The sequence below is a fragment of the Paenibacillus sp. JJ-223 genome (genome assembly GCF_927798175.1).
Lineage (GTDB): Bacteria > Bacillota > Bacilli > Paenibacillales > Paenibacillaceae > Paenibacillus > Paenibacillus hubeiensis.
Genome location: NZ_CAKMMP010000008.1, coordinates 217,367 through 243,123, shown reverse-complemented (window position 1 = coordinate 243,123; position 25,757 = coordinate 217,367). Strand labels below are relative to the sequence as shown.

Genomic DNA, 25,757 nt, shown 5'->3' with positions numbered 1-25,757 from the left:
TGAAATGTATAGGAAGGGGGCAGACCTTCGAATGACCCGGATCAGCCGCAAGCTGCGGAGATGGACCAGCGAAGTGCTGGATCTGCCGCAGGATGTGCTTTATGATATGCCACGGTTAACCCTGATCGGCAGCAAGCAATTGTATATTGAAAATCATCGTGGAGTCATCCAGTTTACCCCCGAGCGAATCGTGCTTGCCTTGTCGCAAGGTCAACTGGAAATCAAGGGGACAGATCTGATGATTCGCAATATTATGCCTGATGAAGTGGCGGTAGAAGGCATCATTTTGGATATTCACATGAATGGAGTGGAGGGAAAAGGATGAAGCAGCCCAGTCTGTACAAACTGCGCGGAAACGTCCGCATTACGGTTACTGGGGAGAAGATCGAAGCGTTGATCAACCTGTTGACGGAGCAAGGGGTGGAGATTTGGGACTTGCGCGCCCGGGACGCACACACGGCAGAAATGAACGTGTTGCTGCCGCATTTTTTCAGGTTGCGTCCCTTGCTTAAACGGACAGGCTGTCGTATGCGGGTAACGAAGCGCAACGGTTTTCCCTTTTTTTTGGATAGACTGTGGAAGAGAAAGTTTTTTCTCGGCGGAATGTTGTTTTTCATCGTGGCACTGTTTGCGTTGTCTTCCATGGTCTGGAGCGTGGAAGTAAAGGGAAATGTCAAAATACCTTCCGACGTTGTGCTTGCTGCAGCCAAAAAAGAAGGGCTGTATCCTTTTCAATGGGGGTTCCGGTTACAGAGCCAGGACAAGCTCTCCAAACAGCTGGCGCTTGCATTGCCTGACGTGACTTGGGTTGGTGTCAGCAAGGAAGGAACGACCGTTACGATCCAGATCGTGGAATCCGCTCAGCCCAAGCCGGAACCTTTGTTGAATCCTCGGCATCTGGTCAGCAAAACGGACGCCGTAATTACGAACATATACGCTGAACAAGGGCGACCTGTCGTTCAGAAAGACATGCGCGTAAAAAAGGGACAGGTTCTGATTTCGGGCATATTGGGCGATGAAGAAAATACACGGACTGTTGTCGCAAAAGGAGAGGTCAAGGGCCTTGTATGGCGCGAGTACGAAATCGAGGTGCCTCTTGTGCAAAAGCATCACACGATGACCGGGGAGAGCAAGGAACGTTTTTACGTCGTGCTGGGCAATTGGGCCGTGCAGCTGTGGGGGTATGGGGACACCCCGTTTCGTTCGTATGACACAAAGAGCGACCATAAACCGCTCACCTGGCGTTCTCTGACCCTTCCGTTCGGGTGGTTGACCGAAACCGACTTGGAGACGCAGGATCGACAGGAGCAGCATACGGAAGAATGGGCCAGGGCCAAAGGACTGGAAGGGGCCAGAAACGACATTATCGCGAAAAATGGCAAAGGCACGAAAATTTTGAGTGAAAAAATTTTGCATGAGCGTGAAGAGAATGGTAAAGTTTATATGAAAGTACTATTTGAAGTGGAAGAAAGCATTGCGGAAGAACTTCCGTTAGTCCCTAGTCAAGGAGAATGAGGCTATTTGTCAGAGCAAACACGCAGCATACGAATCTCCCTGCAGAGCGCGGGAGAGGGCCAGGCTCTTTTTGGCCCCCAGGATATTTTTCTGAAACTGATTGAGAATGAAATTCCGGCCCAGATTGCATCCCGCGAAGCGGAAATCGTGATTCATGGCGGTATCCGGAACGTGGAATCACTAGAACAATTATTTGACGTGCTGTTGCAGTTGGTCCGCAACGGATATGCGTTGACCGAAAGGGATGTCCTGTATGCCATCGAGCTGGCGAAAGATTTGCGCGCCGACCAGCTTCTGGATCTGTTTAAAGGCGAGATTACAACGACATACCGCGGTAAGCCGATCCGAGTCAAAACCATCGGGCAAAAGCACTATGTAACCACAATCAAGAAACGCGATGTCGTATTCGGCATCGGGCCTGCTGGAACGGGCAAGACGTATTTGGCCGTCGTGTTGGCGGTTGCGGCTCTCAAGGAAGGCAGCGTCAAACGAATCGTGCTTACGCGTCCTGCGGTTGAAGCGGGCGAAAGTCTCGGCTTCCTGCCAGGCGATCTTCAGGAAAAGGTCGATCCGTACTTGCGTCCTCTCTATGATGCGCTGTATGACGTGATGGGCCAGGAACAGGTTGCCAAAGCGCTGGAACGCGGGCTGATCGAAATCGCCCCGCTCGCCTACATGCGCGGCCGGACGCTGGACGATTCATTTATCATTTTGGATGAAGCGCAGAACACCACGCCCGAGCAGATGAAAATGTTTTTGACGCGTCTCGGTTTTGGTTCAAAAATGGTCATTACCGGGGATGTTACGCAAATTGATCTGCCGCGGGGCAAAAAATCCGGGCTCGTGGATGCCAAAACGATCCTCGGCGATGTAGAGGAGATCGGGTTCGTTTATTTTGCCGAACAGGATGTCGTACGTCACTCCCTTGTGCAGAAAATCATCGTCGCATACAACGAAGCCGCGGAAAATCAAGTGTAGAAAGGGATTGTCTATCGTGACTTCGAAGGAAACGTCAAAAGGCAAATCTTTTCAAAAGAATAGAACAACAGGATGGAAGTATAGCGTGTGGGCACGCTATCTTCTGTTTTTGTTTCTGGTGCTGGTCTTTTATGTCAGTCTTGCGCCGCGGGTGCTTCCCGAGCGTTACGATATTCAGGAGGGCACGCGGAGCGAGGTGAATATCGCTGCTCCGATGCAAATTCCGAATAACAAGGCTACGCTGAAAGCCCAGGAAGAAGCGGCTGAGCGGGTTCAACCGATATATCAGATTGTGCAAATGCGTAATGAAAATTTGATGACAACGCTGCTTGACCGGATTGACCGTTTGAACCAGGATGATCAGATTTCCAGCCAGGACAAAATCGATATTTATCGGGACGAAATTCCGCAGCGGCAAAAAGATTTTGTTTCCAATTTCATCAACAACAACCGAAAAGCGGGTACATACTCGGAAACACTGCTTGAGGAAGTGCGAAATGTGGTGCAGGAGCAAAGTTACCGTATTCCGGAGGAAACCTACATCAAGATTTCCCGCCTGACCTCGGATGACATTCAGGAGATGAAGCCGGTTGCCCGGGATATCGTTTCCAGGCTGATGACGGACCAGATCAGCGATGCGACCATTGCTCGTGCAAAGGTGGCTGAAATGGTCAGCGTCAGTTCGCTTGGCAAACGCACGCAACGCGAAGTGGTTCAGGAGCTTGCCCGGCTTGTATTAACGGCCAACCGTTTCTATGACGAGGAAGGAACCAAGGAAGCCAAAGTGCAGGCACGGGAAAATACGCCAACGGTGTTCATCAAGCAAGGGGAAACGCTTGTTTCCAAAGGCGAGATGATTACGCCGGAGCTGTACTCGCTGCTGGACGAAAACGACCTGTTGAAGAACGAAGTGAACTACTGGCCGCAGCTGGGGCTGTTCATGTTGTCCTGCCTGTTATCGGCAGCGGTGCTGATGTACATTCAGCAGTGCAGCGGAACACATTTCAAGTACAATAATGCCCAATTGTTGATGCTTGTTTTAATATTCATTATTACGATCGTGGTTATGCATGTGACGGCGATCATTCAGACCAATGAGCAATCCTACGTCGGATATTTGGCACCAGTGGCGATCGGCGCGATGATGATTGCGCTTTTGCTGGATACGTCGCTTGCATTTGTTTGTTCGATCATTATCGGCATTTTGTCCAGCATCATCCTGAATACGCATCAGGGTCAGCTGTTCGATTTCGAATTCGGATTTTTTGCCGTACTGGTATCCTTTGTGGCCATTTTTGCCACGCACCGCGCCAGCCAGCGCTCCACGATCATCAAAGGGGCGATCATGGTCTGCCTGTTCGGTTCGCTTGCGGTCTTTACCGTGGCTTTGATGGATTCGGGAGAATGGAGCCGGACGACAACGTTATACGGCATCGGGTTTGCGTTTGCCGGCGGTGTGCTGACTGCGATTCTCGTCATGGGGCTAATGCCGTTTTTCGAAACCTCTTTTGGCATTTTGTCCGCGCTGAAACTGGTGGAACTGTCCAATCCGAATCATCCGCTGCTGCGCAAGCTGCTGACCGAAACGCCCGGAACATACCATCACAGCGTCATGGTCGGGAATCTTTCGGAGGCTGCGGCTGAAGCCATCGGCGCCAATGGATTGCTATGTCGCGTCGGTTCGTATTATCATGACATAGGCAAAACGAAGCGTCCGATTTATTTTATCGAAAACCAGAACAATATGGAAAACCCTCATGATTCCATCGATCCGAAGCTGAGCAAGTCGATCATCGTCGCACATGCCAGGGATGGGGTGGAGATGCAGAAGGACTATAAGCTGCCGAAGCCGATCCGGGATATCGCGGAACAGCATCACGGGACGACATTCCTTCACTTTTTCTACCACAAGGCCTTGCGCCAGGCAGAGGAAGCCGGCGTGGAACCGGACTTTACGGAGGAGGATTTCCGTTACCCGGGACCGAAGGCGCAATCGAAGGAATCCGCGATTGTCGGCATTGCCGACAGTGTGGAGGCCGCAGTTCGCTCCCTGCGTAAACCGACGGTCGAACAGGTGGAGTCCATGATCGGAAAAATCATCAAGGGACGGCTTGACGATCATCAGTTCAACGAATGCGACTTGACGATGCGCGAGCTGGACATCATAGCCAAAACGCTGCAGGAAACGGTGATGGGCATTTTCCATTCCCGGATCGAATATCCGGAGGAAATCAAAAAATCGAAGCCGGTTTCACCGGAAGCAGGTTGAACCGATTTTATTATGAGCAGACAGGAGCTAGAAAGAATGAGCCTTAACCTGGCATGGAATAATGAACAAGAGGATAAAGAAATTTCGGAATCCATGATTGCAATGCTGGAGCGATTGCTCGTGCTTGCCGGAGAAGCCGAAGGCATCGAGGAGGGCGAGGTCGCCCTGACTTTTGTTGACGATGCGCAAATTCATGAATTGAATCGCGACTATCGCGGCATTGACCGTCCGACGGACGTATTGTCCTTTGCGATGAATGAATCCGTTGACGAAGAGCTCGATATCATCTATGAGCTGGATGAGGATGAAGAGCTGGAGGAAATGCCCGAGGTGCTCGGCGATATCATTATTTCCGTTCCGCGCACGATTGCGCAAAGCGAAGAATATGGACACTCGTTTGAGCGTGAGCTGGGCTTTTTGTTTGTGCACGGTTTCCTGCATCTTCTGGGGTATGACCATCAGGATGAAGCAAGCGAAGCCGAAATGATGGGCAAACAGGAAGCGGTTCTGGCACGTGCCGGGCTGACACGATAATGAAAAGGCGCTCCTGGGGGTTGGTGTTCCGCAATGCGGCGGAGGGAATCGTATACGGGCTGCGGACCCAACGCAATGTTCGGGTACATACAGGAGCAGCCTTCCTTATGTGTGCAGCCGGAGTTTTTTTCGGCATTTCCAAAATGGAATGGCTGTTTGTGCTTACCGCCATTTTTCTGGTGCTGGTCACCGAGTTGATGAACACGGCCGTGGAGGCTGCGGTGGATCTGGCTGAGCCTGACATTCATCCGCTGGCCAAAGCGGCAAAAGACACCGCGGCCGGTGCGGTTTTGCTGGCTGCGGTGTTCGCCGTCATCGTGGGATGCATCGTTTTTGCTAATCCGGTCCTGCGATGGCTGGGGTTGTCATGAGGAATAAAAGGAGTGATTAGAGATGGATAAACAGGGATTGATGCAGGAAGCGATCAAAGCACGTACGAAAGCGTACACTCCTTATTCCCATTTCGGGGTTGGTGCGGCATTGTTGGACCATGAGGGCAACGTTCATCATGGGTGCAATATCGAGAATGCGGCTTATACGCCGAGCAACTGCGCTGAACGTACCGCGTTGTTCAGCGCCATTGCGGGCGGGCAGAAACCGCGCAGCTTCAAAGCGATTGCGGTTGTGGGCGATACCGAAGGTCCCATCGCGCCTTGCGGGGTATGCCGTCAGGTATTGTTCGAGCTTTGCGAGCCGGACATGCCCGTTTTTTTGGGCAATCTGAAAGGAGATCTTCAGGAAACAACCGTGGCCGAATTGCTGCCATGGGCGTTTGGACCGGCTGATCTCGAAAAATCGACCAAACAGTAAGCAAAAATACACATTCCAGGCCTAGGCGCCTGAGGAGGAACATATGAAAAAACAAGCATTCAAATCGGGTTTTGTTGCCATCGTCGGCCGTCCGAATGTGGGCAAATCCACGCTGATGAACAAAATTATCGGGCAAAAAATCGCGATTATGTCGGATAAGCCGCAGACGACGCGCAACAAGATTCATGGCGTATACACCTCTGCCGAACAGCAAATCGTTTTTTTGGATACCCCGGGAATCCATAAACGCCAATCCAAGTTGGGCGATTTCATGAACCAAACGGCCTTGAACACGCTTGGCGAAGTCGAGGCGGCGCTGTTCCTGATCGATGCTTCGGAAGGTATGGGCGGCGGAGACCGTTACATTGCCGAGCAGCTCAAAAACGTGCGGACTCCGGTGATTTTGGTCATGAACAAAATCGACAAAGTAGAGCCGGAAGCCTTGCTTCCGCTGATTGAGGAATATCGCAAACTGCATGATTTTGCGGAGATCGTTCCCGTATCGGCGATGCATGGCAACAATGTTTCGACTTTGCTCGAGCAGATCGGCAAATACCTGCCGGAAGGCCCGCAGTATTATCCCGAAGACCAGGTCACGGACCACCCCGAGCAATTTGTGTGCGCTGAGCTGATCCGGGAGAAAATTTTGCAAATGACGCGTGAAGAGGTACCGCATTCCATCGCCGTAACCATCGAGGATATGAAGGTTCAGGATAACGGCGTGGTGTATATTTCGGCGGTTATTTTTGTGGAGCGGGATTCCCAGAAGGGCATCATCATCGGCAAACAGGGTGCCATGCTTAAAGAAGTAGGCAAGCGCGCCCGAACGGATATACAGAATTTGCTTGGCTCAAGAATTTATATGGATCTGTGGGTTAAAGTCAAGAAAGACTGGAGAAATCAGGAACGTGTGTTGCGCGACCTGGGCTTCCATCGTGATGCCTGACCCGGCGAGTATCCATTAATTGCAACACATAGTTTCCCTTGGAAAACTCCATCCTATCGGGTAGAAGCAGACGTCATTTCCGAAGAGAGGATGAATTCCGAGTGCGAGATTTTTCGTGGAAGGTGTTTACGATGACGGGGGATGTAGAATCTTATTTGCTATATACCGAGGCGTGTAATGCATTGGAACCGGAGTCGGAAGCTTCAGGGGAAGGAATCGAAGATGAAGAAGCCGAGAGTTGATTGGCATCTTCGGGAATGGTTAGGTGACGAGGCATGCTATACAGGGTGGAAGGGATTGTCATCCGCAGCATGGATTACGGCGAGGGAAATAAAATTGTTACGCTTTGCACCGAAAGCGGAACAAAAGTAGGGGTGCTTGTCAAGGGCGCCAAAAAGCCCAAGAGTAGACATGCTGCGCTGGTACAGCCTTTTACGTACGGACAATATGTATACTTCCGCAACAAAGGTCTGGGAACGCTGAACGCAGGCGAGATCATTGAAAGCAACCATGAGCTGAGGGAAGACCTGGTCAAGGCTGCTTATGCTGCCTATGCTTGCGAGCTTTTGGACCGGGTGCTGCAGGAAGAGGAAACAGGTGCATTTTGGTTCAAACAACTAAAGGCGTGCCTTCAGGCATTGAAGGAAGACAAAGACCCGGTGGTCATCACCGGTCTGTATGAGATGAAAATATTGCAGGCCGCAGGATACGGCCCGGCTCTGGACGAATGCATTTCCTGCGGACGCGAGCGTCCGGAGGAGCAGCTGTTCGTCAGTCCAAGACTGGGCGGAGTGCTTTGCAGGGCCTGCAAGCATTTTGATCCGCCGGCGATGAGTGTGGGGCCGAGGGCGCTTAAGCTGCTTCGTTTGTTTGCTCAGCTGGATCTGCAACGATTGGGCAGCATATCGGTCAGCGAAGACACCCGGGCCGAACTTAAACGAATCATGCGAGCCTTCATGGATCACCAGTTAGGGCTTCATTTAAAATCCCGTTCTTTCCTGGACCAGATGGAAAAGTACGGGATTTGAACTGCTCGTTTTTGAAAAAAAATATGTTCTTGACTTTTTAATAGGAATTATATATTATCAATGTAATTTCTCTTTTTTAGAGTCATGCGTTGAACGAGAGAGTAGCATTCAGGACGAATCATTGAGCGAGCCGGGGATGGTGAGAGCCTGGCTGAGTCGGTTTGCGAAACGGCACTCGGGAGCATGAATGGACACGGAAAAAGTGGGCTTTGCTTAACCTTCGTTACGCAGGCCAAGTAGGGTGGAACCGCGGGAATAACTCTCGTCCCTACGTCTGTACATCAGGCGTAGGGCGGGAGTTTTTTTGGCTGCCGTTCTGGGCTTGTAATCAAACCATCGAAAAGGAGCATGATCATGAATTTTCAGCAGATGATTCTAACGCTGCAACAATTCTGGGCCGAGCACAACTGCATTATTGTGCAGCCATACGACACGGAAAAAGGCGCAGGTACGATGAACCCGATGACCTTTTTGCGTTCTCTTGGGCCTGAGCCGTGGAAAGTAGCCTATGTGGAGCCCTCCCGCCGGCCTTCGGACGGTCGTTACGGCGATAATCCCAACCGCTTGTATCAGCATCATCAGTTCCAGGTCATTATCAAGCCTTCGCCGGATAATATACAGGAAATTTACCTCGAAAGCCTGGCGCGTTTGGGCATCGATCCGCTGAAGCATGACATTCGTTTTGTGGAAGACAACTGGGAGAACCCGTCTCTTGGTTGTGCGGGTTTGGGATGGGAAGTATGGCTGGACGGCATGGAAATTACCCAGTTCACCTACTTCCAGCAAGTCGGCGGCATCGAGACCAATCCGGTCGCGGTAGAAATTACGTACGGCATGGAACGTCTGGCTTCCTATATTCAGGAAAAAGAAAATGTATTTGAACTGGAATGGGTCGAAGGCATTTCGTATGGCGATGTTTTCAAGCAACCCGAGTTCGAGCATTCCAAATATACGTTTGAGGTATCTGACGTCAAGATGCTGTTCACCCTTTTCAACATGTACGAGGAAGAGGCAAACAAGGCAATGGCTCAACATTTGGTATTCCCTGCATACGATTACGTGCTGAAATGTTCGCACACCTTTAACCTGCTGGATGCACGCGGCGCAATCAGCGTAACCGAGCGTACCGGATACATTACCCGCGTTCGGAATCTGGCTCGCCAAGTAGCCGCAACATACGTGGAAGAGCGCGAGAAGCTGGGCTTCCCGCTGATCAAGAAAGGGGGAGCCGAGCATGTCTAAGGATTTACTGTTCGAAATCGGGTTGGAAGAGGTACCTGCGCGTTTTTTGCGCGGAGCCATTGAACAGCTTCAGGAACGGGTTGTCAAGTTTTTGGATGCATCCCGCATTGCGTTTGGCCAAGTAGAGGCTTATGCGACTCCGCGCAGACTTGCCGTGCTTATTCGTGACGTTGCCGAAAAACAAGAGGACGTCGAGGAAGAAGTAAAGGGGCCTTCCCGCAAAATTGCGCTGGACGAAAACGGAAACTGGAGCAAGGCCGCGCTCGGGTTTGCACGCAGTCAAGGCGTCGATCCTGAACAGTTTACGTTCAAAGAGCTTGCGGGCGTGGAATACATCTACGCAACGAAAAGCAGCAAAGGGGTTGAAACCGCCTCGGTCATCGGCGAAGGTCTGCTGTCCGTGCTGCATGCGATGACTTTCCCGAAATTCATGCGTTGGGCTTCGTACGATTTCAAATTCGTTCGCCCGATCCGCTGGATTGTTGCTTTGCTGGGCAACGAGATTATCGAATTGGAAGTTGCTGGCGTCAAGTCCGGCAATGTTACCCGCGGACATCGTTTTCTGGGGCAGGAAGCGGTTGTCACCGATCCGGGCTCTTACGTGGAACTTCTTCGTTCCGAACATGTAGTTGCGGATATTAAGGAACGCGAGCAAATGATCGTTTCCCAGATTCAGGCGCTTGCCGCCGAAAAAGGCTGGAACGTGCCGATCAAAGAGGATTTGCTTGAAGAAGTATTGTTCCTGGTGGAGACGCCGACCGTGCTGTTCGGTACGTTCGACGAATCGTTCTTGAACATCCCGCAGGACGTGCTGATTACGTCGATGCGCGAACATCAGCGTTATTTCCCTGTACTGGACGAGAACGGGCAGCTGCTGCCTTACTTCGTGACGGTGCGCAACGGAGGAAGCGATTCGCTAGACGTCATCGCAAAGGGGAACGAGAAAGTATTGCGCGCACGCCTGTCCGACGCAAAATTCTTCTATGAGGAAGATCAGAAATTGCAGATCAAGGATGCATTGTCCAAACTTGAGAGCATCGTCTTCCAAGAAGAGCTTGGAACGGTTGGAGACAAGGTACGCCGCATTCGTAAAATTGCCGACAGCCTGGCGTCGAAACTGGACGTGCCTGCAGACGATGCCGAGTCCGTAAGCCGCGCAGCCGACATTTGCAAATTCGACCTGGTCACGCTCATGGTTGGTGAATTCCCTGAATTGCAAGGCGTGATGGGTGAGGATTATGCCCGCAAGGCTGGAGAAAAAGAAGCAGCTGCCAAAGCGGTATTCGAACATTACCAGCCGCGCTTTGCGGGAGATCAATCTCCTGCCTCTCTTGTCGGTGCAATCGTGAGCATTGCAGACAAAATCGATACCATCGTGGGATGTTTCTCGATCAACATCATTCCAACAGGTTCGCAGGACCCTTATGCACTGCGTCGTCAAGCAGCCGGCATCGTGCAAATCCTGCTCGATCACAATCTGCCTTTGACGCTCTCCGAAGTTTTCGGCATTGCGCTGGACGTTCATGCACAGATGAATCTTTTGAAACGCACCGAGGACGAAGTTCGTAAGGATTTACAAGACTTTTTCAGCTTGCGCGTGAAAAAGCTTCTGTCCGACACCGTGCGTTATGACGTCGTCGATGCGGTCATTGCCGCCGGTTTTGACGATATCGGCGCCATCGTTCCGAAAGGTGAAGCATTGATGGCTGCGGTTCAAACCGGGGATGCTTTCAAAACGACGGTGGAATCCTTTAACCGCGTAGGCAATCTGGCTGCGAAAGCTTCTGCCGTTGCCGTTCATCCCGAACTGTTTACGGAAGACGGGGAGCGTCAGCTGCACGAGGTCTGGAACAGAACCGCCGACGAGTACCGTCAAGTTCTGTCCCGTCATGAAGCTGCCGAAGCGCTGGCCATTGCGTCGGGCTGGAAAGAAGCCATTACGGCATTTTTCGATTCCGTCATGGTTATGGCGGAAGACGAAGCGGTTCGGGCGAATCGTCTTGCGCTGCTCGCGGCCATTGATCGCGACCTGAAAGGATTTGCCGATTTCTCCAAGCTGGTATGGTAACTCGAGTATTAAAGCAGGATAGATGAGGGTATAAATATACGGAACGCGTTGTCGAATCATTTGAACAACCGTTCCGTATTTTGTCCTTGCATTTCCATGATCTTGCCAGAAGGATTTTTCCTGGCTCGGGTCGTATATTACATTATGCAGTTATTTTATGAAGTCGGGTGGTCTGATTTGAGTGAGTTGAATGTGCGCCACATCGTTGTGGACGGTGATGCTTGCCCGGTCAAGGCCGAGATTGCCGATACGGCACGGCGTTTCAATATTCCAGTCCTGTTGGTCTCTTCATTCGATCATCAGCTGCAGGGTGGAGACGGCGTGCGCATCGTACAGGTAGATCGAAGCAGCCAGAGTGCGGATCTGTACATTGCCAATCATGTTAAGGCATATGATGTGGTTATTACGCAGGACTACGGATTGGCTGCACTCGCGCTAGGCAAACGTTGTTACGTTTTATCTTTTCGCGGCCGTAACTTCACGGATCGTGACATCGACTTTATGCTGGATTCGCGTCATACCGCTGCGAAGGAACGCAGGAAAGGCCGCTATGGCAAAGGGCCGAAGCCTTTCACAGCGGAGGATCGTGAAATTTTTCAACATAAACTGACAAAACTTTTAAAAGATTTGCAGGAGAACGTACAAATTTAGCGAATTATATCTACGTGTTAAAGAGATGAAGGTGGTTGAGATGAGTACCGGACAAGGCGGTATACCCGAAAGCATCATTGAATCGGTGTTACAGCAGCACGACATCGTTGACACGGTTAGCCGATTTGTGCATCTGACCAAGCAGGGGAAATACATGAAAGGCCTCTGCCCTTTTCATTCCGAGAAGACGCCTTCGTTTACAGTCACTCCCGAGAAACAGATTTTCTATTGCTACGGCTGCGGCAAGGGCGGAAATGCCATCAAATTCAGGATGGAAATCGAAGGATTATCTTTTCCCGAGGCCGTCAAGTCGATGGCGGAAGAAAGTCATATTTCGCTGGGAGATTGGCAGGGGCGCGAATCTGCTCATTACAATCCGGAAACGGCACGTTTGCTGGAAGCATATGAGCTTACTGCGAAGCTGTATCATTTCTTACTGAAAAATACCGAGCACGGCAAGGCGGCTATGGAGTATTTGCGTTCGCGTGGTTTTAACGACAAGTTGATCGACCAGTTCCAGATTGGTTATGCACCGAATCGTTGGGATACGCTGGTGCAGTTTCTGGAGAAACGCGAGTTTTCCCTGAAGGAGATGGAACGCGGCGGGCTTCTGTCCGAGCGCAATGAGGGCGAAGGATACGTCGATCGCTTCCGCGATAGAGTCATGTTTCCGATTCATGGGAGAAACGGGAAGCCCATTGCTTTTGCAGGCCGCATTTTGGGAGAGGGACAGCCGAAATATTTGAATTCGCCGGAAACCCGGCTTTTTCACAAGGGTCGTGTCCTCTATAATCTGCATCAAGCCAAAAACGGGATTCGCAAACAAAGACAGGCCATCTTGTTCGAGGGATACGGTGACGTGATCTCTGCTTGGGATCAAGACATACAGAACGGCGTAGCCGCAATGGGAACGGCACTGACGGAAAATCAGGCCTTAATGCTTAAAGGCATGTGCGATGAAGTCATCCTCTGTTATGACGGCGACCGGGCTGGACAGGCTGCAGCAATGAAAAACTTTCCGATCCTGGAAGAAGCCGGACTGAGAGTGAAGGTCGCGCTAATTCCGGAAGGATTGGATCCGGACGAGTTCATTCGCAAGCATGGCGGCGAACGGTTCCGGAACCAGATTGTTGAAGGTGCTGTAACAACCACAAAATTTAAGCTTATAAACCTGAAAAAAAACCATATACTGCTAGAAGGCGGCGGGCAGATTGCCTATACGAAGGAAGCGGTGAAGCTCATTGCCCCACTGCCTTCGCCGACAGAGCGCGAGGTATATCTTCGTGAGCTGGCTGCCGAGGTCGACGTTTCATTCGAAACGCTCAAGCAGGAATGCAACGAACAGCGCGAAGCCATGAAAAATAACCCGGAGTTCGGGGATAATAACCCGAAAAGGTGGAATAATGGTAGGCAACAAAATAGGCATGTGCCAACACCTAACCTGTTGCCCGCTTATCATGTGGCTGAGCGGAAATTGCTTGCTTGGATGCTTTTGGATGAAGAAGCGGCCCAGTACGTGAATGAGCATCTTGGTGAAGCTTTTAATTTGGAGGATCATGCAGCGATCGCTGCTTATCTATACGCCTATTATGCACAAGGAAAACCGCCGGATACAAGCCGTTTCATGTCATCGTTGCATGATGACCGCCTGGAGAAAACGGTAAGCTCCATCTCCATGATGGAGGGACCGGGCGAATGGAGCATTCAGGTGCTGGACGATTGCATCAGGGAAATATTGAAATATCCTCGGATGAAGCAGTATGACCTGAAGAAGGAAGAAATGATTGCTGCAGAGCGGGCGGGTGATTCTGTACGCGCGGCACAAATCGCAATTGAAATGATTGCCCTAGAGAGACAGTGAACGTCTGCAGGTTGGATGTTTCTAGGGAGGAGGGAGTCGAAGTTATGGCGAATGATCAGCATACTGAACTAGAAACAGAAATGACGCTGGATCAGGTTAAGGATCAATTGATTGAACAAGGCAAGAAAAGATCGTCATTGAACTACAAAGAAATTATCGAGAAGCTCTCCCCATTTGATCAGGATCCGGAACAAATGGATGAGTTTTACGAACAACTGAGCGATCTTGGCATTGATGTGGTGAATGAAAATAATGAAGAGGTTCGGCCCGGGGAAGAGGGAGAAGGGCGGGATTCGGACGACGAATTCCACTTTGATGATGACCTGAGCTTGCCTCCAGGGATCAAAATCAACGACCCGGTCCGGATGTATCTCAAAGAAATCGGTCGTGTACCTTTGTTGTCTGCGGACGATGAGATTGAACTTGCGAATCGGATCGAGCAAGGGGACGAAGAAGCCAAACGGCGTTTGGCGGAAGCGAATCTCAGACTCGTTGTCAGCATCGCGAAGCGGTATGTAGGACGTGGAATGCTGTTCCTTGATTTGATCCAGGAAGGAAACATGGGGCTGATCAAAGCCGTAGAGAAATTCGACTACAAAAAAGGCTTCAAGTTCAGTACGTATGCGACATGGTGGATTCGCCAGGCCATTACGCGTGCCATTGCCGACCAGGCGAGAACGATTCGTATCCCGGTGCATATGGTTGAAACCATTAATAAGCTGATTCGGGTATCCCGTCAGCTGTTGCAGGAATTGGGCCGCGAACCGACGCCCGAAGAGATTGCAGCCGAGATGGATCTGAGTGTGGAAAAAGTACGCGAAATTACGAAAATTGCTCAGGAACCCGTTTCCCTTGAGACACCGATTGGTGAAGAGGACGATTCTCATCTGGGTGACTTCATCGAGGATCAAGAAGCGCTTGCACCAGCGGATGCGGCCGCTTACGAACTGCTGAAGGAGCAGCTTGAAGACGTTCTGGATACGTTGACCGAGCGTGAAGAGAACGTACTGCGTTTGCGTTTCGGACTTGATGATGGACGGACCAGAACATTGGAAGAAGTGGGCAAAGTATTTGGCGTGACGCGTGAGCGTATTCGTCAGATTGAAGCCAAAGCTCTTCGCAAGCTGCGTCATCCAAGCCGCAGTAAACGTCTTAAAGATTTCCTCGAATAACATGATCATGGGAGACTTTCCGCAAAAGCTGAGGCGAAGGCGGGGTCTCCTTTGTTTTTAATTTTAAAGTCTTCATTTCTTGGTTTTGGAAATTAATCCTTGAAATGTTTGATTGGCTTTTATTTTATCGCTTTTCGCTGCCTAATGCAAATCCAAAACTAATGAATGGTGTAGGTGTTCATGAAACTTTCGAATCGATTACAGTTAATTCACGACCAAATTCCGGAGGGCAGCCGTCTGGCGGATATCGGTTCAGACCATGCATTGCTTCCAGTCGCTGCCGTCCGCAGCGGACGAGCGGCACTGGCCGTTGCGGGGGAGGTCAATCAGGGACCTTATGAAGCTGCCCGCAAGCAGGTGAGCGATGCTGCTCTCGAGGGGCAGATCACGGTGCGCCGGGGAGACGGCCTTGAGGTCATTTCCAAGGGAGAGGTCGACGTTATCACGATTGCGGGTATGGGAGGGGCTTTGATCGCTTCCATTTTGGACCGTGGGTACGACAAACTGGACGAGGTCAGCCTGCTTGTGCTGCAGCCGAACGTAGGCGAGGACATTCTGCGACGCTGGCTGCTTGAACACGGCTGGGTCGTCGTGGCTGAGCGGTTGCTGGAGGAAGACGGAAAAATTTACGAAATCATTACGGCTATGCCGCAATCGCAAAGCCCGATCGCCAATGAAGAAGTATATCGCCCGCGGCCGCTTGGAAACGGGATCGAGTTGACGCAGGATTTATTGCTGCGCATGGGGCCGTATTTGGTCGATCGTCCGAACGAAGTGTTTTTTGCAAAATGGGAAAGCGAGATCGCCAAACTGCAAGGCGTTGCCGATTCCATTGCCAGATCCGATTCCGATACTGCCCGGGACAAGGCTTCCGAGGTGGAACGACTGATTACGAGTCTGAAGGAGGTTCTTACATGTTTGCCAAAGGTCAAACCGTCATTCAACTGATGGAGCAGCTCGCTCCCAAACATCTGGCTGTCCCGGATGATCGAATCGGACTGCAGCTGGGCAGTCTGCAAAAAGAAATCAACCATGTGCTCGTTGCCCTCGACGTCACCAATGAAGTCGTCGATGAAGCCATTCGTATCGGCGCCAACCTGATCATTGCGCACCATGCGATCATCTTTCGTCCTGTCAAATCGTTGAGCACGGATACGCCGATGGGCAAGTTGTACGAGAAATTGATCAAACATGATATTGCGGTGTATATCAGTCATACGAATCTGGATGTGGCGGAAGGCGGCATGAATGACTGGATGGCCGAGGCCATCGGCATCAACAGCAAGGAGTCGCTGGAGGACGTACATACGGACCAGCTGTTCAAATTGGCGGTATTCGTGCCTCGCACGCATCATGAACAAGTGCTGCAGGCGATTCTGGAAGCCGGGGCAGGAAGCATTGGCAAGTACGAGAAGTGCAGCTTTAACACGGAAGGCACAGGCACGTTTGTGCCAGGCGAAGGGACCCAGCCGTTTATCGGTGCACAAGGCCGAATGGAGCGGGTGGAAGAAATGCGGATCGAGACGATCGTGCCGCAAAGCCTGCGCAGCAAGGTCATTCAGGCGATGCTGAAAGCCCATCCTTATGAGGAAGTGGCTTATGACCTGTATCCGATGGATTTAAAGGGCCGTACGTTGGGTCTGGGGCGTTTGGGACCTCTTCAGGAGACAAAGACCTTGGGTGAACTGGTAGAGGTCGTTAAAAAGGAACTGAACGTGCCCCACGTGCGCGTTGTTGGCGACTTGGCTAAACCGATCAAAAAAGCAGCCGTACTTGGAGGTTCAGGAAGCCGTTACGTGCTTACCGCCCGTTTCAAAGGAGCGGACGCTATTGTCACGGGGGATATCGATTATCATACGGCGCACGATGCGCTGATGGCCGGTATGTGCATCATTGACGTAGGCCATAATGCCGAGAAAATCATGAAAGCGAAAACGGCGGACTGGCTGCGGACCCATTTGGAGGAAAAACGCTATTCTACTCAGGTGACCGCTTCCGAAATCAACACGGAAGTATTCCAATTCATGTAAGATAGAGGTTATGGAGGCAGCATTTCCAATAACATTAGGCTTGTATGTCAAAAGGAATCCCTGTATACTATATAATGTTGTTTCGGAAAGCTTGACAGACAATCGCTGGTGGCCTTGTTGCCACGAGAGGAAAGTCCGGGCTCCACAGGGCAGGATGCTGGATAACGTCCAGTCAGCGCGAGTTGAAGGATAGTGCCACAGAAATGGACCGCCGATGGCCGGATCTTCCGGCACAGGCAAGGATGGAACCGAGGTGTAAGAGACCCCGAGGAACGCTGGTGACTTCGTTCCTGGTAAACCCCATCTGGAGCAAGACCTAATGGGACACGGCCTGATCTTCGGATTAGGCAGCCTTAGCCCGAGGTGTGTCTAGGTTGGTCGCTTGAGCCATGCAGCAATGCATGGCCTAGATAGATGATTGTCGCTTATGGTGGGAGGGTAGTTCCCGTCTGAACCACGACGAGCACAGAACCCGGCTTACGGTAAGCTTTCCTAACTGCAACAACGTGGATCATGTAATTTCTTTATTTTTTCTTTTCGCTATGTTGCATCGCTTCGCGTGACGAACGATGCTGAAGCAAGTGATGAGCAGCTCATCGCCATACATGCACAAAGGCGGCAGAATCCGTGATACGGAGACTGCCGCCTTTTTTGTTATGAATATAAATATTTCATCCGGCCAAACTCTTCCAGGAGAATTTGGTCGGATGAAAGAGATGATTATAGCGTAACGGCCGTGTCGGATTGTACAGCCGCATGCCAGCGCTGGATGGCGCGATCCATCCGTTCAACCGCTTCGGGCAGCTGATCGGGATCGGTATGCGTAAAGTTGATGCGCATGCGGTTCGTTTCCGGTGTGCCGGCATAGAAGGAATCGCCCGGCACGATACATACTTTTTCCTGAATGCCGTAGGTGAACAATGTAGCTGCAGACATCGATTCAGGCAGCTCCAACCATAAGAACATGCCTCCCTGCGGGGAGTTCCACGTAATGCCTTCCCATGATTTTTCCGACATCAACGAAGTCATCTTCTGCATCCGCTGTTTATAGTCGTTGGAAATTTGACGAATGTGTCCGTCCAGATCGAAGGACTCCATCAGGGCATGCAACGCTCTTTGGTCAATGCTGCTGGAGTGGAGGTCTGCCCCCTGTTTGGAGCGGGCTGCCATTTTGATCACGTCCGGCGCAGCCAGGATCCAGCCTGTGCGAAGGCCGGGAGCCACCGTTTTCGAGAAGGTGCTGGTATAGATAACGTTGGATGGACTGCCATAACCTTCTGCATCAAGCTCAGCAAGGGCAGGTGCATCCAATTGCTCTGGATTAAAGCGGATCTCACCGTAAGGATCGTCCTCCAGGATCAGCACGCCGTATTTTCGGCAAAGGTCAACCGCCTGCTGCCTGCGAGCACGACTCCACACTTTACCCGCCGGATTGGAGAACGTTGGATTAATGTAGACCAATTTTGGACGATATAGCTTCAGGTTTTCTTCAAGGGATTCGGGAAGCATGCCTTCGTCATCGCAAGCAACGCCATGGGATTGGGCCTGGTAAGATTGGATGACTTGCAGTGCGGCCAAATACGTCGGCGATTCAACAAGCACATGATCACCCGGATCCAGCAGGATGCGGCATACCAGGTCAATGGACTGCTGCGATCCCGTAGTCAGGAGCAGATGGTCCGGCGAAGCCGGAATGCCCTTGGACTGGAGGCGGTCAGCGATCTTGACACGCAGTGGCCGATAGCCTTCGGTTTCCGCGTATTGAAGGGCAGCGGGGCCGTCGGCGAAAACTCGGGCATATGCATCGCGGATGGCTTCCAACGGGAAGGAACTTTGGGCTGGAAGGCCTCCGGCAAGCGAAATCATTCCAGGTGCCTGCGCAGCCTGAAGCATGTCGCGAACGACAGAGGACGGGGTATTTTGTGCCATGTTGGACCAAGGGATATTCATCGTGTTCTCATCTCCTGTTATTCACTGTTATACTTATATTATTCGCTATTATACTCGGTCTGCTGTATAACAGTAAAGCGAGAATCATAACAGTTGGAGGCCATGATGATGCACATTGAATTGAAGCGGGGGAGCAGCACCAAGCTGTACATGCAAATCGCCCTAACGATCGCGGACCGCATCCGATCCGGGCTTATTGCGCCAGGCACCCGCCTGCCGTCCGTAAGGAAATTGACTGCAGACCTTGGCGTCAGCCTGGTTACCGTGTCCAAAGCTTATGCAGAATTGGAGTCCAGTCAACTGATTGTTTGCTCGCAGGGGAAGGGATGTTATGTCAGAGCGCTTGAAAAAGACGAAGCTGAACAAGTCGGAAACGGGGGGCAGCCAAAACACCAAAACGTGCATCGACAGGGTCAGGTCAGCGCAGAGTTGAACTGGCAGTTGGCGTTAGTGGATTATTTGCCGCGTGCCCAGCTCTGGCGCCATTTCGACGCTTCCCCGCAGGTCCGCTACGAGTTTCATATGTCTGCCATCCAGCCTGAGCTGCTGCCCACTCGGGATATTATCGACAGCGCATATCGTTTGTCTTCGGACCATCCGGAACGCATGGCCTACTATGGTTCTTTCCAGGGAGACCGTGAACTTCGGCAAATTTTTACGCAGCATTTTGCGGCAAGAGGGCTGGAAGCATCACCGGAACGGATGTTGATCACAAGCGGAACCCAACAAGGGATCGATCTTGTAGCCCGAACGTTTGTGGGACCCGGAGATGTGGTATATATGGAGGCTCCCACCTATACCGGCGCCATCGATGTTTTTACGAGCCGAGGCGCGAAAATCATCACCGTTCCGATGGATCACGAAGGCATGCGGATCGACTTGCTTACCCGCCTGTGCGATTCTTACCCGCCCAAACTCATATATACGATCCCTACTTTTCACAATCCGACCGGCATTACGATGAGCGCCAAAAGAAAGGCGGAGCTGCTGAATCTGGCCCAGAGCTACCATTGCCTCATTCTGGAGGACGATCCGTTCGCCGATCTGCATTTTCATGCCCCTCCGCCAGCCTCGATCAAATCGTTGGACAGGTCTGGACATGTCGTATACATCAAAAGCTTCAGCAAAGTGCTTTCTCCGGGATGCCGCGTGGCGTGCGCCATCGCCGACGGGAGCGTGCTTACCCGATTGGTGGCGGCCAAATCGACGGCAGACCTCGGCAGTCCGCTGCTTACCCAGAAAGCGCTGCAGTCTTTCATCCAACATCAATATGAACCATATATCCAAGGACTGCGGAAGGAGCTGTACGCCAGGCTGCAGGCTGCAGCGGGCGTTCTCGAAAGGCATGCGCCGGACGGCATGCATTGGATATTGCCCGAAGGGGGGCTAAATTTGTGGCTGCAGTTGCCGGCCGGGATCGACATGCATGAATTACATCGCAAAGCGCACGCGGCAGGTGTTTCCTTTTTGCCGGGCTCTGCCTGTTATGCGGGAGAGATGGATGACGCAAGTCTTCGCATCTGTTTTACCGTAACGGGTCCCGAGCCGCTGCGGGAAGGCCTTCGTATCCTATGCGAGGCGATCCGCGCGATGCTTCCCCATGGGGGAAGGACAACAGCGGACAGGCTGCCGCTGATTTAATTCGTCGGAGTCAGGACATCCATCCAATCCACTTTCGTCCTTCCGCAATACTCTATAGTATCACTTGAAAGGGAGTTGGTTTTGAGATGAGACATTGTTGTCCTGAGCTCGATCCTATCGTTTGTGATCCGATTCAAGTCGTGAATGATTTTTATCACCCGCAAGTACAGCCGATTATTCACCCGGTTGAAGTCATTAATCAGCACCACTGCGTTCCTGTTCCGCATCATGTGTATCCGGTAGTCGTCAAAGAGCAGGGTCCGGTATACGTGTCCAGCCGCCGCAGCAAAAAAGCAGGGAAGAACAAAGGCAAAGCCCGTACGTCTTCCCGCAAACGCTAAAGCAGCGTTAAGGCCCCGGGGAACCATTACGCATACCAAAAAGCAGCATTACGCCCCCGGGGCGCTGCTGCTTTTATTTTTGCCTATTTCGAAGACTCCGTGTATTTTTTCAAAATATTGTCCATCTGCTCGCGTACATGCTGCGGCCAGAATTGCAAAGGGGCGCTTTTGCCTGCAGCGGCTTGCAGCGCTTTATAAACATCGATCTGCCCATAACCGTAGTATTTGTCATGTCCCGGGTCGCCGAGGTCGATGACGCTTTGGCGCATCAGATCCATCACTTCCGTATTGGTCAAGTCGGGGTTGAGCGAACGGATCAACCCGGCAAGAGCCGCCACATGCGGGCTGGCCATGGATGTGCCTGACAGCGCGGCATACTGGTTCTTGGGATAGGTGCTGGCAATGCTAGTGCCAGGAGCCATGACATCGACGTAATCTCCGTAATTGGAGTAGGAAGCTTTGTTCATATCCGGATCGGTGGCGGATACGGCAAACACCTCGGGATAAGCGGCAGGGTATCCTGGACGCTCGGTATTGTCGTTCCCTGTGGCCGCAATCAGCACGACGTCACGGTCATAAGCATACTTGATCGCATCATGAAGGAACTGTGCGTCTGCGTAATTGCCCAGACTCATGTTGATGACTTTGGCGCCGTGATCGGTTGCCCAAATGATGCCCTCGGCGACGGCATAAGTAGTGCCCGAACCCGAGTTGTCCAGCACTTTGACAGGCAAAATTTTGTTGTACCAGCTCATGCCTGCCACACCTTCGTTGTTGTTGACGGTGGCTCCGATGATTCCGGCTACGTGAGTGCCATGACCTACATCGTCCAGAGGGCGGCTGGAAGGGTCGATCACGTTGTATCCTTCAAGCACCCGGCCTTTCAGGTCGGGATGGTCCAGGTCCACGCCCGTGTCCACAACGCCAATAATGACGTCTTTGCTTCCTTTCGTAATGTTCCACCCTCGATTGGTTTCGATGACGGGCAGGTTCCATTGATAATCGGAAAACAAAATATCGTTCGGAACCGGTACATCCGTTTGTTCAACGGCGGTTTCGTTGGTTAAATACATGTAGTGGGGTTCCATGTACAAGGGATTCCACTTGCGCTCGAAATAGTCATGAAGCTGTTTGTAGCTCATTTGCTCGGAGCGGAAGACATAGGTATACCCCAGTTTGCGTGCTTTCGAGGCATGAAGGTCAGCACGGATGATGCGCATGTCTCGTTCTCCCGGGTCCTGCCTGAACCGGACCACGATTTCATTTTCATAAAAATGGCTGGCATTGGCATTGTCGTGTCCCGTTTTCACGGTGATTTCGTTCAACGTATCGGGGTGTACCGATTCAACGCGGAATTTGCCTTCGCGTGGATAGGGAATCATACGCAGGTTTCTGCGCTGGTGCTGTTCCACCGAGTTCAGGATCTGTTGATTAAACAGGGCGATCACGGAATTTTTGCCTTCTTTGGAGGGCAGCGCCATGACAAAATATTTATCATTTCCTACGGAAAAGGATGACGATTCAAAGCTTTTGCGGTCCATTACCGCTTTTTTGGCCAGGCTCATGGAATGCTCCAGCTTTTGATGCTCCAATGTGCTCCCATCCTGCGGCTTTTTGCCGTAATGCTTTTGGATGGATCCTTTGGCGTCGACAATATCCACAGACCGAATATGTGCATGTGAAAGCTGCAATTCGTTCATGTACCGGGCCAGATCCGCTTCGGACATTTTGGCGGTTTTATCCAGCAAAGCGGCTAAATGCTGCTTGGCATCCATGCGTGTCAGCATATCGGTTGCTTTAACATCCTGTACTTTGAGGCGCTGTTTACTGGCTTGTTCCTGGTGCTCGCGTGGGGCCTGGGGAAGCGCTTGATTCCTTTGGTTCGTGTCCGGGCGATACATTGTGGGAAGAAGCAGAACCAAGGTCAGTGCGCCAACGCCTGCGGCAAGGGTCCAATTTTTCCATTTCGGTCTCGACATGGGGGAAACCATACCTCCTCTGTTGGTCTGGACAGCAATCATCGCATCATGCCGATTCCATGTTGTCCGCGCTTGGTGTTATCGTTAGGAGAAGGACATATTTTTATGCAGAACAGCCCAGAAATGATGCAGAAATGTCGTTGTGAAAGGCTGGAAATAATAAGGAAGATTAAGGGATACCTTTTGGCACCTTTTTATGGTAGGATAGTAGCTGAGAATTCACGGTCAAACGAAACGTTTTTGTGGCCGATTTATATGTAAGGACTTATCTAAGGGGGAGCTATCTTTATGACAGCAGCCAATGTACAAAAAATTTGTGAGTCAACGAGGGAAAAGTTAAAACCAGCTATTGATCGGATCGAACAATTTTTGAATCAACATTCCTTGCCTGAATTGGATCAGAATCAGACGGAAGAATCGACGGCGTTTTACAAAGGATTTTTATCGGATCTCCGTCATCTGCTCGTTTTTTCTGAAGTTTCTTACGAAAAACTTGGCGTTGTGCTGCGTCGTGCCAACTTCGATGTCGAATTTGCCGAAAAGGCTCTTTATCATACGTACCACCAATGCATCAATAGCTTCTTCTATCCCAAAAACGAATGTTATTCCGAAGATGGAAGATATGCCTATACCGGGCAAGACGCGATCCGTTTCCGTGACAAGCCCGTTCGCGCCGTGCGTGACGTCGTTTTGGAAATTTCCAAAACCTACGAAGAATTGCGCGATGATCTGGCTTATTACGAGAGCGATTATTTGACTCAGCGCCGGATGCAAAATCAGCGTAATCACGCTTAGCATTGTGGCATACCCGATACACATGAAGAACTAACCGCCGATTTTCGGCGGTTTTTTTGTGCGTTGTCTCATGTTTGCCTTGGCATCGGCATGACATCATCTGGCATTCCGCAGGCGGAATAGCCGAATCAGGCAGCGGGGACAATAGCTTCGAGGTGATAAAACAAATGAGTGACAACAAGCCAATCGTCAAATGTAGCGTATCGAATTGCCACTTTTGGGGAGAAAACAATTTCTGTCATGCAGACGCGATCATGATTGACATCGATCAGCATGCCAGAAGTCATTATGCTGAGGAATTCGCCGGCGAGATGTTTGATTCCGAGCACCAAGATCAAGCCAGCACTTCTTCGGCCACTTGCTGTCATACATTTAGGCCTAAATAAGCTCTCATTCCATTCATCTACGGAGGTGTACTGAAATGAAAGATGAACATGACCGCAATGATGAAGTTTCATCCAAGCCTAAAAGCGATGACACGGTAGATCGGAAACGTGTTGATTTCCCGAGACGTGCACATCGTGAAGAGTATGGTGCAGAGGTGGCTCCGCCTACCTCATACCGGAGAGAAGAAGTCAAACGCAAGGAAGCCGTTCCGGTAAAACACGAGGCAGATCGTATTGCGGAATCCAGCGGGAAGGTATCCGGATATGTCGGTTTGGCCTGCGGGATCGCTTCGCTGTTTATGTGGTCCATCGTATTGGGGCCGGCCGCTGCAGTGTTGGGGTATTATGCTTATGCGAACGGACATAAAACGTCTGGAGCATGGTCGATGGGGCTTGGCATTGTCGCCACGTTGAGTTACTTTTTCATGATTCCGTTTGCCCGTTAAAACGCAGGCTTGGAGAACTGCATTGCTCCTTCCTGATTAACGCAGAGCAAACCCTTCTTCCGATATCGGAAGAAGGGTTTTTCGTGTTTACGCAAAAGACAGGAGGTTTGGAATAATTTTTCTGAAAACGATGGCAGTATTTTGTAAAACCATGTAGAATGTAGGCAGAAAGTTGATGCTATATGACACGGGAGTGGAGAGAATACATGCAGATTGATTCAAGCGCATCACGGAAACTGTTGGAGACGCAATTGTCCAATGTTCTGAGTCAAACGATCGGATCGGAAGGAACGTCGGATACCGTCTCCGATTTTGCCGAATTGATGGACGGGCTGCTTGGGAAGGGAACGAGTGCTTCCCCAGCTTCGATGCCTTCGGCCAATTCTACGCAAGCTCCGCTTGCGAACAGATCTCTTGACGGTTTGCTCTGGCTGCAATTGGGAAGTGCGTATGCTGCGGATGCGGGTACCTACGAAAACACATACGCCTCCGCCAACAGTCCGGAAGTTTCATTAAATGCGTCGACGAATGTGAGTTCGGCCGATTCCGGTTCCGGTTCTTCCGTGCCTACCGATTTCGAATCGCTGATCGCGGCCGCAAGCGCCAAATACGGAGTGCCTGAATCCTTGATCAAAGCGGTGATCGATACGGAATCCTCATTCAATCCGAATGTCGTTTCCTCGGCCGGCGCAAAAGGATTGATGCAGCTTATGGACGGAACGGCAGCCGGACTGGGAGTCAGCGATCCGTTCGACCCTGCGCAGAACATCGATGCCGGAACGAAGTATCTTTCGCTTCAGCTGCAACGTTTCGGCGGTCAGGTGAACATGGCGCTTGCCGCCTACAACGCAGGGCCAGGACGCGTGACGAAGCTGGGCGTGTCCACCGACAGCGAGCTGATGAGCGTGATCGGCCGCTTGCCAGCCGAGACGCAGGCGTACATTGCGAAGGTGGAAAAGGCGCGCCAAAAATACATCGCATAGATGTTCTCATAACAGGCCGCAGAAGGCTGGTTCCGAAAGATCAAGGCGGGAAGTGTTGGCAATTGCGCCATTTTCCTGCTTGGTCTTTTTGTGTTGGGACAGGTTCGTGTTACAATGCAGACTGTAGAAAAA

General features: G+C 51.3%; 25 protein-coding genes and 1 other RNA gene. 24 read left to right on the top strand and 2 right to left on the bottom strand.

Features of this window, described 5'->3' with window-relative positions:
• Window positions 1–31: 31 nt before the first annotated feature.
• From yqfC to rnpB, 18 genes are all read left to right on the top strand, one after another.
• The gene (gene yqfC / locus L6H98_RS16305; RefSeq protein WP_236416690.1) at window positions 32–325 is read left to right on the top strand and encodes a sporulation protein YqfC; all 294 of its coding nucleotides are present in this window, start codon (window positions 32–34) and stop codon (window positions 323–325) included.
• Entirely contained in the window at window positions 322–1,515 is a 1,194-nt protein-coding gene (yqfD, locus tag L6H98_RS16300; RefSeq protein WP_236416689.1) for a sporulation protein YqfD, read from the top strand. The genes yqfC and yqfD overlap by 4 nt, the downstream gene beginning before the upstream one ends.
• 6 nt (window positions 1,516–1,521) lie before the next feature.
• A complete protein-coding gene (locus L6H98_RS16295; RefSeq protein ID WP_236416688.1) occupies window positions 1,522–2,493 on the top strand; it encodes a PhoH family protein in 972 nt (323 codons plus the stop codon).
• 16 nt (window positions 2,494–2,509) lie between these two features.
• Entirely contained in the window at window positions 2,510–4,762 is a 2,253-nt protein-coding gene (locus L6H98_RS16290; RefSeq protein ID WP_236416687.1) for an HDIG domain-containing metalloprotein, read from the top strand.
• 36 nt (window positions 4,763–4,798) lie between these two features.
• Window positions 4,799–5,296 carry an rRNA maturation RNase YbeY gene (gene ybeY, locus L6H98_RS16285; protein ID WP_236416686.1) on the top strand — a complete coding sequence of 166 codons (498 nt, stop codon included), beginning with the start codon at window positions 4,799–4,801 and terminating at the stop codon, window positions 5,294–5,296.
• The gene (locus tag L6H98_RS16280) at window positions 5,296–5,667 is read left to right on the top strand and encodes a diacylglycerol kinase family protein (protein ID WP_236416685.1); all 372 of its coding nucleotides are present in this window, start codon (window positions 5,296–5,298) and stop codon (window positions 5,665–5,667) included. Before ybeY ends, L6H98_RS16280 begins: the two co-directional genes overlap by 1 nt.
• Before the next feature lie 22 nt (window positions 5,668–5,689).
• Window positions 5,690–6,106 carry a cytidine deaminase gene (locus L6H98_RS16275; protein WP_236416684.1) on the top strand — a complete coding sequence of 139 codons (417 nt, stop codon included), beginning with the start codon at window positions 5,690–5,692 and terminating at the stop codon, window positions 6,104–6,106.
• Between the two features lie 43 nt (window positions 6,107–6,149).
• Entirely contained in the window at window positions 6,150–7,052 is a 903-nt protein-coding gene (gene era, locus L6H98_RS16270; RefSeq protein ID WP_236416683.1) for a GTPase Era, read from the top strand.
• Window positions 7,053–7,153: 101 nt separating this feature from the next.
• Entirely contained in the window at window positions 7,154–7,294 is a 141-nt protein-coding gene (locus tag L6H98_RS16265; protein WP_236416682.1) for a YqzL family protein, read from the top strand.
• 33 nt (window positions 7,295–7,327) lie between these two features.
• Entirely contained in the window at window positions 7,328–8,080 is a 753-nt protein-coding gene (gene recO / locus L6H98_RS16260; protein WP_236416681.1) for a DNA repair protein RecO, read from the top strand.
• Between the two features lie 354 nt (window positions 8,081–8,434).
• A complete protein-coding gene (glyQ, locus tag L6H98_RS16255) occupies window positions 8,435–9,322 on the top strand; it encodes a glycine--tRNA ligase subunit alpha (protein ID WP_236416680.1) in 888 nt (295 codons plus the stop codon).
• Window positions 9,315–11,390 carry a glycine--tRNA ligase subunit beta gene (gene glyS / locus L6H98_RS16250; protein ID WP_236416678.1) on the top strand — a complete coding sequence of 692 codons (2,076 nt, stop codon included), beginning with the start codon at window positions 9,315–9,317 and terminating at the stop codon, window positions 11,388–11,390. Before glyQ ends, glyS begins: the two co-directional genes overlap by 8 nt.
• Before the next feature lie 177 nt (window positions 11,391–11,567).
• Window positions 11,568–12,041, top strand: a complete 474-nt coding sequence (locus L6H98_RS16245; RefSeq protein WP_236416676.1) for a YaiI/YqxD family protein — start codon at window positions 11,568–11,570, stop codon at window positions 12,039–12,041.
• Between the two features lie 40 nt (window positions 12,042–12,081).
• Entirely contained in the window at window positions 12,082–13,902 is a 1,821-nt protein-coding gene (gene dnaG, locus L6H98_RS16240) for a DNA primase (protein WP_236416674.1), read from the top strand.
• Between the two features lie 44 nt (window positions 13,903–13,946).
• Window positions 13,947–15,074, top strand: coding sequence for an RNA polymerase sigma factor RpoD (gene rpoD, locus L6H98_RS16235; RefSeq protein WP_236416673.1), 1,128 nt, complete (start codon window positions 13,947–13,949; stop codon window positions 15,072–15,074).
• Between the two features lie 180 nt (window positions 15,075–15,254).
• Window positions 15,255–16,022 (top strand): class I SAM-dependent methyltransferase, encoded by a 768-nt coding sequence (locus L6H98_RS16230; protein WP_236416672.1) that lies wholly within the window; start codon window positions 15,255–15,257, stop codon window positions 16,020–16,022.
• The gene (locus L6H98_RS16225; protein ID WP_236416671.1) at window positions 15,989–17,104 is read left to right on the top strand and encodes a Nif3-like dinuclear metal center hexameric protein; all 1,116 of its coding nucleotides are present in this window, start codon (window positions 15,989–15,991) and stop codon (window positions 17,102–17,104) included. The genes L6H98_RS16230 and L6H98_RS16225 overlap by 34 nt, the downstream gene beginning before the upstream one ends.
• Window positions 17,105–17,190: 86 nt before the next feature.
• Window positions 17,191–17,599, top strand: an RNA gene (rnpB, locus tag L6H98_RS16220) — RNase P RNA component class A.
• Between the two features lie 225 nt (window positions 17,600–17,824).
• Here rnpB and L6H98_RS16215 read toward each other — a convergent pair.
• Window positions 17,825–19,054, bottom strand: coding sequence for a PLP-dependent aminotransferase family protein (locus tag L6H98_RS16215; RefSeq protein WP_236416670.1), 1,230 nt, complete (start codon window positions 19,052–19,054; stop codon window positions 17,825–17,827).
• Between the two features lie 102 nt (window positions 19,055–19,156).
• Here L6H98_RS16215 and L6H98_RS16210 point away from each other — a divergent pair, with 102 nt between their 5' ends.
• Window positions 19,157–20,695 carry a PLP-dependent aminotransferase family protein gene (locus tag L6H98_RS16210; protein WP_236416669.1) on the top strand — a complete coding sequence of 513 codons (1,539 nt, stop codon included), beginning with the start codon at window positions 19,157–19,159 and terminating at the stop codon, window positions 20,693–20,695.
• Window positions 20,696–20,781: 86 nt separating this feature from the next.
• Window positions 20,782–21,036, top strand: coding sequence for a hypothetical protein (locus L6H98_RS16205; RefSeq protein WP_236416668.1), 255 nt, complete (start codon window positions 20,782–20,784; stop codon window positions 21,034–21,036).
• A gap of 83 nt (window positions 21,037–21,119) precedes the next feature.
• Here L6H98_RS16205 and L6H98_RS16200 read toward each other — a convergent pair whose 3' ends face one another.
• The gene (locus tag L6H98_RS16200) at window positions 21,120–23,015 is read right to left on the bottom strand and encodes a S8 family peptidase (protein ID WP_236416666.1); all 1,896 of its coding nucleotides are present in this window, start codon (window positions 23,013–23,015) and stop codon (window positions 21,120–21,122) included.
• A 288-nt stretch (window positions 23,016–23,303) separates the two neighbouring features.
• On the opposite strand from L6H98_RS16200, the gene L6H98_RS16195 reads away from it, so the two are divergent.
• From L6H98_RS16195 to L6H98_RS16180, 4 genes are all read left to right on the top strand, one after another.
• Window positions 23,304–23,810, top strand: coding sequence for a YpuI family protein (locus L6H98_RS16195; protein WP_236416665.1), 507 nt, complete (start codon window positions 23,304–23,306; stop codon window positions 23,808–23,810).
• A gap of 167 nt (window positions 23,811–23,977) precedes the next feature.
• Complete coding sequence (locus L6H98_RS16190; RefSeq protein ID WP_236416663.1) at window positions 23,978–24,196, top strand: DUF1540 domain-containing protein; 219 nt, start codon at window positions 23,978–23,980, stop codon at window positions 24,194–24,196.
• Between the two features lie 35 nt (window positions 24,197–24,231).
• Complete coding sequence (locus tag L6H98_RS16185) at window positions 24,232–24,642, top strand: hypothetical protein (protein WP_236416661.1); 411 nt, start codon at window positions 24,232–24,234, stop codon at window positions 24,640–24,642.
• Between the two features lie 206 nt (window positions 24,643–24,848).
• Window positions 24,849–25,625 carry a lytic transglycosylase domain-containing protein gene (locus L6H98_RS16180; RefSeq protein WP_236416659.1) on the top strand — a complete coding sequence of 259 codons (777 nt, stop codon included), beginning with the start codon at window positions 24,849–24,851 and terminating at the stop codon, window positions 25,623–25,625.
• The last annotated feature ends 132 nt before the right edge of the window (window positions 25,626–25,757 follow it).